At 63.3% G+C, this 9,422-nt stretch carries 7 protein-coding genes; 4 read left to right on the forward strand and 3 right to left on the reverse strand.

Annotated elements, in window-relative coordinates; genetic code table 11:
- The 3 genes from ACIQ17_RS26305 to ACIQ17_RS26315 form a co-directional block, all read left to right on the forward strand.
- The coding region (locus tag ACIQ17_RS26305; protein WP_398472247.1) for a TonB-dependent receptor at positions 1 to 1,570 on the forward strand (1,570 nt) is incomplete at its 5' end.
- 148 nt (positions 1,571 to 1,718) lie between these two features.
- Entirely contained in the window at positions 1,719 to 2,732 is a 1,014-nt protein-coding gene (locus ACIQ17_RS26310) for a Fe(3+) ABC transporter substrate-binding protein (RefSeq protein WP_398472248.1), read from the forward strand.
- Between the two features lie 125 nt (positions 2,733 to 2,857).
- Complete coding sequence (locus ACIQ17_RS26315) at positions 2,858 to 4,555, forward strand: ABC transporter permease (RefSeq protein WP_398472249.1); 1,698 nt, start codon at positions 2,858 to 2,860, stop codon at positions 4,553 to 4,555.
- A 115-nt stretch (positions 4,556 to 4,670) separates the two neighbouring features.
- Here ACIQ17_RS26315 and ACIQ17_RS26320 read toward each other — a convergent pair whose 3' ends face one another.
- From ACIQ17_RS26320 to ACIQ17_RS26330, 3 genes are all read right to left on the reverse strand, one after another.
- Positions 4,671 to 5,744, reverse strand: coding sequence for an AI-2E family transporter (locus tag ACIQ17_RS26320; protein WP_398472250.1), 1,074 nt, complete (start codon positions 5,742 to 5,744; stop codon positions 4,671 to 4,673).
- 106 nt (positions 5,745 to 5,850) lie between these two features.
- Positions 5,851 to 6,501 carry a CoA transferase subunit B gene (locus tag ACIQ17_RS26325; protein ID WP_211910219.1) on the reverse strand — a complete coding sequence of 217 codons (651 nt, stop codon included), beginning with the start codon at positions 6,499 to 6,501 and terminating at the stop codon, positions 5,851 to 5,853.
- A gap of 27 nt (positions 6,502 to 6,528) precedes the next feature.
- A complete protein-coding gene (locus ACIQ17_RS26330) occupies positions 6,529 to 7,236 on the reverse strand; it encodes a CoA transferase subunit A (protein ID WP_398472252.1) in 708 nt (235 codons plus the stop codon).
- Positions 7,237 to 7,518: 282 nt separating this feature from the next.
- On the opposite strand from ACIQ17_RS26330, the gene ACIQ17_RS26335 reads away from it, so the two are divergent.
- A partial coding sequence (locus ACIQ17_RS26335) for an AsmA family protein (protein ID WP_398472253.1) occupies positions 7,519 to 9,422 on the forward strand: 1,904 nt, incomplete at its 3' end.

The raw sequence follows: 9,422 nt of genomic DNA on the forward strand, positions 1-9,422 counted from the left end.
GGACATCGGCCAGGCCGTGACCCAGGATCTCGCGGTGCGCTTCAACGCCTTCTACGAGAACACCGACAGCTATCGCGACTTCGTTCACCTCGAACGTTACGGCTTCAACCCGACCGTGACCTTCGCACCCAACGACACCACCAGGGTCAAGCTGAGCTACGAATATCTGCACGACGCCCGCACGGTGGATCGCGGCATTCCCTCGCAGGTGCGGCCCGGCGGGTTGTTGCCGCAATATGCCTACAACACGTCCACCTCAGCGTATTTCGGCAATCCGAATGCGAGCTATTCAATCGCCGACGTCAATATCGCGAACGCCGTCATCGAGCATGATTTCGAGAACGGCCTGACGGTGAAGAACTCGTCGCAATTCGCCGACTATCGCAAATTCTATTCCAACGTCTTCCCGGGTGGCGCGGTGAACCTCGCCGGCACCTCGGTCAATCTCAGCGCCTATAACAACGAGACCGACCGGCAGAATCTGTTCAACCAGACCGACTTCACCTATCGCACCAATACCGGCCCGATCCGCCACACCATCCTGTTCGGCGGCGAAGTGGGCAACCAGAGCGGCCTAGCCTATCGCCAGAGCGGCTATTTCAACGGCAATACGGCGCAGACCAGCCTGGCGGTGAACCCGCTGAACCCGACCAGCTTCGGGCAGGTCAATTTCCGCAATACCGCAAGCGATGCTAACAACACCTACAATCTCAATCTCGGCGCCATCTATGTGCAGGACCAGGTCGAGATCACCCGCTACCTGCAGCTGATCGGCGGCCTGCGTTTCGACCGGTTTGAACTGTCGTCGCGCGATCGCCGCACCGGAGCGGTGCAGACCCGCACCGATGATCTGGTGTCACCGCGGGCCGGCATCATCGTCAAGCCGGTGGACAATGTCTCTGTCTATTACAGCTACAGCATCTCGTATCTGCCGAGCGCCGGCGACCAGTTCAGCGCGCTCAATCCGGGCCTGGTCATTTCCGAGCCTGAGAAGTTCGAGAACAACGAAGTCGGCGTGAAGTGGGACATCGCACCGAATCTGCAGTTCGCGACCGCGATCTATGACCTCAACCGAACCAATCAGCGCCTCGCCGATCCGAACAATCCCGGCTTCTTCATCGCCAGCGGATCGACAAAGACCCGCGGCTTCGAGGCCTCGCTGTCCGGCTATATCACCGATGCCTGGCAGGTCACCGGCGGCTATGCCTATACGGATGCCCGCATCACCGGCGCCAACTCCACCACGGTGCTGGCCGGCAACCGCGTCGCGCTGGTGCCCTACAACACGTTCTCACTGTGGAATCGCTATCAGTTCACCTCGCAGTGGGCTGCTGGTCTGGGTGTGATCCACTACACCAACTTCTTCGCCGGGTCGGACGACACCGTGCTGCTGCCCGAATGGACCCGCGTCGATATGGCGATCTACTACCGCTTCAACGAAACCTGGCGCGCGCAGCTTAACATCGAGAATCTGCTCGACACCCGTTACTTCGCGACTGCGGACGCCAACAACAACATCACGCCCGGATCACCGCGCGTCTTCCGCCTCTCGGCGACGGCAAACTTCTAAAAATGAAGGCCGCAGGTATTCGGTACCTGCGGCCTTCTCTGTTTTGAACAATTCTAACAATGCGTGGCGCGACGTTGCGTCACTGACGCAAATTCGCGTGCTGCGCTACGTCATCTCATCATTGCAACGCCCCTGCCGGAGCCCATCCATGATCAAGCGTTACGCCCTCGGTACTGCTCTTGCCCTCGCCATCGGCGCGCCCACTGCGCAGGCTTCCGGTGAGGTCAACCTCTACACCTATCGCGAAGGCAAGCTGGTCGCCCCGCTGGTGGAGGCGTTCACCAAGGACACCGGCATCAAGGTCAATGTGATCTCGGCCTCGTCGGGCCTCGAACAGCGCATCAAGACCGAAGGCGCCAACAGCCCGGCCGACGTGCTGCTCACCGTCGATCTCGGCCGCCTCGACGACGCCGTGAAGGCGGAGGTCACCCAGCCGATCAAGTCCGACGTGATCGACATGACGATCCCTGCGCAATATCGCGACCCCGATGGCAACTGGGCCGGCATCTCCATGCGCGCCCGCGTGATCTATGCCTCGAAGGACCGCGTGAAGCAGGACGCGATCACCTATGAAGAGCTCGCCGATCCCAAGTGGAAGGGCAAGATCTGCATCCGCTCCGGCCAGCACATCTACAATAACGGCCTGTTCGCCGCCTATGTCACCAAGCATGGTGAAGCCAAGGCCGAGGAATGGCTGCGCGGCGTGAAGGCCAATCTCGCGCACAAGCCCTCGGGCGGCGACCGCGAGCAGGCCCGCGACGTCGCGGCCGGCAAATGCGACATCGGGATCGGCAACACCTATTACTGGGCGCTGATGATGAACGCGGATCCCGACAAGAAGCCCTGGGCCGAAGCCACCAAGGTGATCCTGCCGACCTTCGCCGGCGGCGGCACCCATGTGAACCTGTCAGGCGTCATCCTCGCCAAGCACGCACCGAACAAGGCCAATGCGATCAAGCTGATCGAATGGCTGTCCGGCGAGCAGGCGCAGAAGATCTATTCGGATACGAACTACGAATATCCGATCCGTGCCGGTGTTGCCGTCAATCCGACCATTGCCGGCTATGGTAAGCTGAATGCCGATCCGATGCCGATCGCCAAGATCGCGACGAACCGCAAGGCCGCGTCCACGCTGGTGGACAAGGTCGGGTTTGATAATTGAGGTATACTCAGCAGTGGTCCCGGCCTAGCACAGCGAAGCTGTTCGCGGAGCCGGGACCCGTAACCTCCGAGGTTCTGATTTAACTCCGTGGCCGCCTCACTCACTCAATCATCTCTCCCGAGGCTATGGATCCCGGCGTTCGCCGGGATGACAAGAGGTGTGACACGCCGGCTTCCCCCCGCGTGACGTCGTCTCTCACCGAACGCCTTGCGATCATTGCCTCAGCCGCGACCGCCCTCCTCGTCGCGGCGCCGGTGATCAGCATCGCCGTCCTCGCGCTGCAGCCCGAGCCCGAACTCTGGCAGCATCTGATCGCCTATGTCCTGCCCCAGGCGCTACGCGACACGGCAGCCCTTCTCCTCGGCGTCGGCATCGTCGCACTCGTCCTCGGCGCCGGCACGGCGTGGCTGATCTCGTCGCATGACTTCCCCGGCCGCGCGCTGCTGCTTTGGCTGCTGCCGCTGCCGCTGGCGATCCCGACCTATCTCGCAGCCTATGTCTATGTGGACCTGTTTGAGCCGCTCGGTCTCGTCCATCGCACCCTGGCGACGGTCATGCCGATGCCTGATGCGATCAGGCTGCTGCCGGCGATGCGCTCGCTGCCCGGCGCGATCTTCGTCATCGGCCTCGTGCTCTATCCCTATGTCTATCTTTCCGCCCGCGCCATGTTCCAGCATCGCAGCGCCGACTTCGCCGAGGCAGCCAAGGTGCTCGGCGCCAGCCGCTGGACCATCTTTCGCCGCATCTCGCTGCCGATGGCGCGGCCGGCCCTTGCGGTCGGCCTCGCCCTCGTGGCGCTGGAAACGCTGAACGATATCGGCGCCAGCGAATATCTCGGCGTGCGCACGCTGACGGTGTCGGTCTTCACCACCTGGCTCAATCGCGGCAGCCTCGCCGGCGCAGCGCAGCTCTCGCTGTTCATGCTGGCCATCGTCACCGTGCTCATCGCCATCGAACGCTTCGGACGTCGCGAGAGCAGCTATGAGTTCTCCGCCGAGAATCCGCGGCTGATGGCGCGGACGCAGCTCCATGGCTGGCGCGGCGGGCTTGCCTTCACGGCCTGTCTTCTTCCCGCGTTGCTCGGCTTCGCTGTGCCACTGCTCTATCTGCTCCATCAGAGCCTCCGCCGCGGCCTGCTGGCGAGCGAGACCACGGTCTGGCGCGATGCCGGCCACACGATCCTGCTCGCCGCCATCGCCACTGCTGTTGCACTGCTGCTCGGCCTCATTGTCGTGATCGCCCAGCGCTGGCGCGCCTCGCGCCTCACTGACACATCCTTCGCCATCGCGCAGGCCGGCTACGCATTGCCCGGTCTGGTGCTGGCGCTCGGCCTGCTGGCCCCCGTGCTGTTCATCGACAACGGCCTCAACACGATCGCGCGCTGGATCGGCGCAACGCCGCCCGGCCTCGTGATGGTCGGATCCGGTGCCGCCGTCGTTATTGCTTATGTGATCCGCTTCCTCGCAGTGCCCACCGGTTTCATCAAGGCCGGCTTCGAGCGCATCCCCGTCGACTACGACGACAGCGCCCGCGCCGCCGGTGCGCCCGTCATGACCAGCCTGCGGGTGATCCAGTTGCCGCTGCTGCGCCCGGCCCTGCTTGGCGCCGTCATCGTCGTGTTCGTCGATTGCCTGAAGGAATTGCCGGCCACGCTGCTGCTGCGTCCACTCAATGTGGAGACGCTGGCGACCTCGATCTATCAATATGCGAGCCGCGGCAGTTTCGAGGAAGGCGCGCTGGCGGCGCTGCTGATCGTGGCCGCGAGCATCGGTCCGGTGATGTGGCTGACGCGGTTTGCGGATGTGCCGAAAGGGCCGGTGTGAACGCGGACCCGTAGGATGGGTAGAGCGCAGCGAAACCCATCACCGCACACGCGGTGCTCGTTGTGATGGGTTTCGCTACGGCGCGACGCGCCTGCGCTCTACCCATCCTACGAAGCTACGGCTGAGACATCGGCTCGATGTCCCCGCCCTTCCGCGACTGCGCAAAGATCGCCCACCCCGCCACGAACATCGCCGCGATCACCGGACCGACGACAAAGCCGTTCAGCCCAAATGCATTGATGCCGCCGATGGTGGCCAGCAGGATGAGATAATCCGGCAGCTTGGTATCCTTGCCCACCAGCATCGGACGCAAAATGTTGTCGACGAGGCCGATGACCAGAAAGCCATAGGCGATCAGCACGATGCCCTTCACGATCGAACCCGTTGCCAGCAGATAGATTGCCACCGGCATCCAGACCAGACCGGCACCGACCGCCGGCAGCAGCGACAGGAACGCCATCAGCACAGCCCAGAGCAGCGCCGCGCTGATGCCGAGAATCCAGAAGATCAGCCCGCCCAGCGCGCCCTGCGCCAGCGCCACCAGAATGCCGCCCTTCACCGTGGCGCGGATGACCACCGTGAACTTCTCGATCAGGTCATCGCGCAGGCGGGGCTTCAGCGGCAGGGCATCCTTGAACCGCGCCGCCAGCGCATCGCCATCCTTGAACAGGAAGAACAGCAGATACAGCATGATGCCGAGCTGGATGATGAAGTCGAAGGTGCTCTGGCCGATATTCAGCGCCTGCGAAGCGATATACTGGCTGCCCTGCATCAGGCCACCCGACAGTTTCTCCTGCAGGCCGCTGAGACCTTCGATCCCGAAGCGATCGAGCAGCCCCTTGATCCACTGCGGCAGCGCGTCGAAGATTTGCTGCATGAAGGTGACGAGATTGAATTCACCCGATTTCATCTTGGCGAAAACGGCGGCGGCTTCCCTGGCAAGCGAAGCGCCAACCATGGTCAACGGCAGGATGACGATGAGAACGATCAGCCCGACCGTGAGCAGTGCCGCGGAATTCGGATATTTGGGCATCCGCGCCAGCAGGCGCCGATGCAGCGGCGCGAACATGATCGCCATCACCACGCCCCACAGGATGGCGCTGTAGAAGGACGACAGGATCCAGCCAAACGCGAGCGACACCGCGATCAGCAGCAGCATGAAGGTACGGTCTTCGAGACGGGCGCTCATGCAATGTCCTTCAAATATGCGAATGCCCGGCAGAGGCCGGGCATTGCTCAATTCATATACTCCGTCACGGCCGGGCTGGTTCCGGCCATGACGGCGTTCGTATCGATCACGTGTTCTTCAGCGCCACGCGGAACTCGGCCTCGGTCTTTTCCTTGACCTCGTCCAGCGTCACGCCATCAGCCAGCTCGATCAGCGCCATGCCGCCGTCGCCGTTCTTGTCGATGGTGAACACCGCGAGATCGGTGACCACCATATCGACCACCTTCTCGCCCGTGAGCGGCAGGTCGCACTTCTTCAGGAGCTTGGCGCCATCCTTGGCCGAGTGCTCCATCACGACGATGACGCGCTTGACACCGGCGACGAGATCCATCGCGCCGCCCATGCCCTTCACCATCTTGCCGGGGATCATCCAGTTGGCGAGATCGCCATTCTGAGCCACCTGCATGGCGCCAAGGATCGACAGGTCGATATGGCCGCCGCGGACCATGCCGAACGAGTCGGCCGAGGAGAAATAGCTGGTGGTCGGCAGTTCGGTAACGGTCTGCTTGCCGGCATTGATGAGGTCGGGATCTTCCTCACCTTCATACGGGAACGGGCCCATGCCGAGCATGCCGTTCTCGCTCTGCAATTGCACGTCGACGCCGTCCGGAATGTAGTTCGACACCAGCGTCGGAATACCGATGCCGAGGTTCACGTAGTAACCGTCACGCAGTTCCTTCGCAGCGCGGGCTGCCATCTGATCGCGGGTCCAGGCCATTGTGGCTCTCCTGCTGAATTCTAAAACTTAAGCGGGGCGCTGACGCGAGGTGACTTTTTCGATGCGCTTCTTGCCAGTACCGACTTCGACAATGCGCTGCACGAAAATGCCGGGCGTGTGGATATGGTCCGGATCGATCTCGCCGGCCGGAACCAGATGCTCCACTTCCGCAATGGTGATCTTCGCAGCGGTGGCCATCATCGGGTTAAAGTTGCGGGCGGTCTTGCGATAGACGAGGTTGCCGGCGGTGTCGCCCTTCCAGGCGTGCACGATCGCGATGTCGGCGAACAGGCCGCGCTCCATCATGTAGGTCTCGCCGTCGAAATCCATCGTCGGCTTGCCTTCGGAGATCAGCGTGCCGACGCCCGTCTTGGTGTAGAAGCCCGGGATGCCCGCGCCGCCGGCGCGGATGCGCTCGGCCAGGGTGCCCTGGGGCGAGAATTCCAGTTCCAGCTCACCAGCCAGATACTGCTGCGCGAACAGCTTGTTCTCGCCCACATAGGACGAGATCATCTTCTTGATCTGGCGGGTTTCCAGCAGACGCGACAGGCCGATGCCGTCGACGCCGGCATTGTTGGAGACGACCGTGAGATCCTTGACGCCGCTGTCGCGGATCGCATCCGAGAGATCCTCGGCAATGCCGCAGAGGCCGAAGCCGCCCGACATGATCATGATGCCGTCTTTGAGAATGCCGTCGAGTGCCGATTTGGCGTCGGGGTAGACCTTGTTGACCATGGGGAAATCGACCTGATGAAGAGAGCGGAGGTCCGGCTGATGCCGCAATGCGATGAAGTATTAGGCGGAAACCGAGAAGCCCGTCAATCGCAGTGGATGCGACCCCTTCGCCCCCGTTCCGGCCTTGAAAGCGTCAAGAAAAGCGATCAAATTGAAGGCCTTGGATGCGGGGCGAGCGCGTGAGGCGACTGCGCCCCATCTGCGTTTAGACCAATAGCCGAAGATCCCTGGCCAACTCCGGATAGATCATTGACGAAAGCCCAAGGAATTAAGCGCCTGGGGATGCCCATCGTGGCACTCCTGGGCGTCGTCGTGATCGGGCTGCTCGCCATGTCGTGGCTGCTGAGCCGCGATGCGCTGCGTAATGCCGTGGAAGCGCAGATCCGCAACGTCACCGGGCTCGATTTCGTCGTCAACGGCGCCGTCGATATTTCGGTGTTCCCCGGCAGCTATGTGTCGTTTCACGATGTCGGCCTGAAGAATGGTGGCGCCATCGATCCGGCGCTGTCGGTCGATGTGCTCACGGCCAATCTGCGCCTGCTGCCGCTGCTGCTGCAGCGCTTCGAGATCGCCGACATGGTGATGCTGCGTCCGCGCATCCGCGTGGTCCGCGAGGCCAATGGCGACAGCAACTGGTCACCCTTCATCGAATCCATCGCCCGCAAGACCAAGCCGGGCGGCGAACAACTCTCCTTCTCGGAAATCCGCATCCAGGACGGCCGGCTCGATTATCGCGACCCGCATAATCACGAGCGCCTGAACGACATCGATATCGCTTTGGCCTGGCCCTCGATCTCGCGCTCCTTCGCCGCCACCGGCCAGTTCGACTGGCGCGGCGAGCGCGTCGATGCTAGCCTCAGCGTCAGTGACTTCCTCGCGGCGCTGTCCGGCGAGCGCTCCGGCCTGAAAGCGCGTTTCGCAAGTGCGCCGATCAAGCTCGCTTTTGACGGCAATATCGCCAACAAGGCCAGCCTGGTGATGGAAGGCACGCTGACCGCCGACAGCCTGTCGCTGCGCAATGCGTTGCGCTGGGTCGGCCAGGCGCCTCCGGGCTCCGGCGGCTTTGGCCGCTTCGCCATGAAGGCGCGCGCCAGCCTCGTGGGCCCGTCCATCGCCCTCACCAATGTCAATGTCGAGCTCGACGGCAACACCGCCGAGGGCGTCATGACCTACAGCAATTCAGGCCGTCAGACCCTGCAGGCGACGCTGGCTGCCGGCGCCATCGACCTCACGCCCTATGTCTCCACCGTCCGCCTGCTCGCCTCCGGCCAGCGCGACTGGAGCCGGCAGCTGTTCGATCTCGACGCGCTGTCCTCCGTCGATCTCGACATGCGGCTCTCGGCCGCCAAGGTGACGGTGGGCTCCTCGGTGCTCGGCCGCACCGCGCTCGGCGCCAACCTGCGCGGCGGCACGCTGGCGCTGTCTGTGGGTGAAGCGCAGATCTATAGCGGCATCGCCCGCGGCTCCTTCAGCATCGCGCGCTCGGACACCATCGCCGATATCAAGGCGCAGCTGCAGTTCAGCGATGTCGATCTGCTCGCCTGTGCCAGCGACCTGTTCGGCGTCACCCGGCTCACCGGTCGCGGCACGCTGAACATGATGCTGGAAGCATCGGGCTCCTCACCCTTCGGCCTCGCGCAATCCCTCGACGGCTCCGCCACTTTGATCGGCCAGGACGGCGCCATCACCGGCTTCAATGTCGAGCAGCTGCTCAAGCGCCTCGAACGCCGACCGCTCTCCGGCGCCGGCAATTTCCGCTCCGGCTCGACGCCGTTCTCCAATCTGGTGATGCAGTTGAAATTCAACGACGGCATCGCCACCGCCCAGGACATCCGCATCGACGGTCCGACCTCGAAGCTGACCCTCACCGGCACCGCCTCGGTCCCCGCCCGCGAATACGACATGAAGGGCACCGCCAGCCTGAAAGCCGCCGCCAATGGCTCGGGCGGCTTCGACCTGCCTTTCGTCATCCAGGGCCCTTGGGACGATCCGTTGATCTTCCCCGACCCCGAAAGCCTGATCCGCCGCTCTCCGGGTGCCGCTCCCCTGCTGGATGCGGTGAAGGACCGCAAGACCAAGGACGCCGTGCGCTCGGTGATCGAGCGCTTCACGACCGCGCCAAAGGCGCTGCAGCCGGATGCGGAGAAGAAGGACGAGGCGCCTGCGGCGGCAGCGCCGGCGGAGCC

The organism is Tardiphaga sp. (genome assembly GCF_044340795.1).
Classification (GTDB): domain Bacteria; phylum Pseudomonadota; class Alphaproteobacteria; order Rhizobiales; family Xanthobacteraceae; genus Tardiphaga.

What these genes read in the sequence shown, in the direction of transcription:
- ACIQ17_RS26320 (WP_398472250.1), bottom strand. Translation starts at nt 5,744, where the DNA reads ATGAGCGCCCGTCTCGAAGACCGTACCTTCATGCTGCTGCTGATCGCG.
- ACIQ17_RS26330 (WP_398472252.1), bottom strand. Translation starts at nt 7,236, where the DNA reads ATGGTCAACAAGGTCTACCCCGACGCCAAATCGGCACTCGACGGCATT.
- ACIQ17_RS26310 (WP_398472248.1), top strand. Translation starts at nt 1,719, where the DNA reads ATGATCAAGCGTTACGCCCTCGGTACTGCTCTTGCCCTCGCCATCGGC.
- ACIQ17_RS26315 (WP_398472249.1), top strand. Translation starts at nt 2,858, where the DNA reads ATGGATCCCGGCGTTCGCCGGGATGACAAGAGGTGTGACACGCCGGCT.
- ACIQ17_RS26325 (WP_211910219.1), bottom strand. Translation starts at nt 6,501, where the DNA reads ATGGCCTGGACCCGCGATCAGATGGCAGCCCGCGCTGCGAAGGAACTG.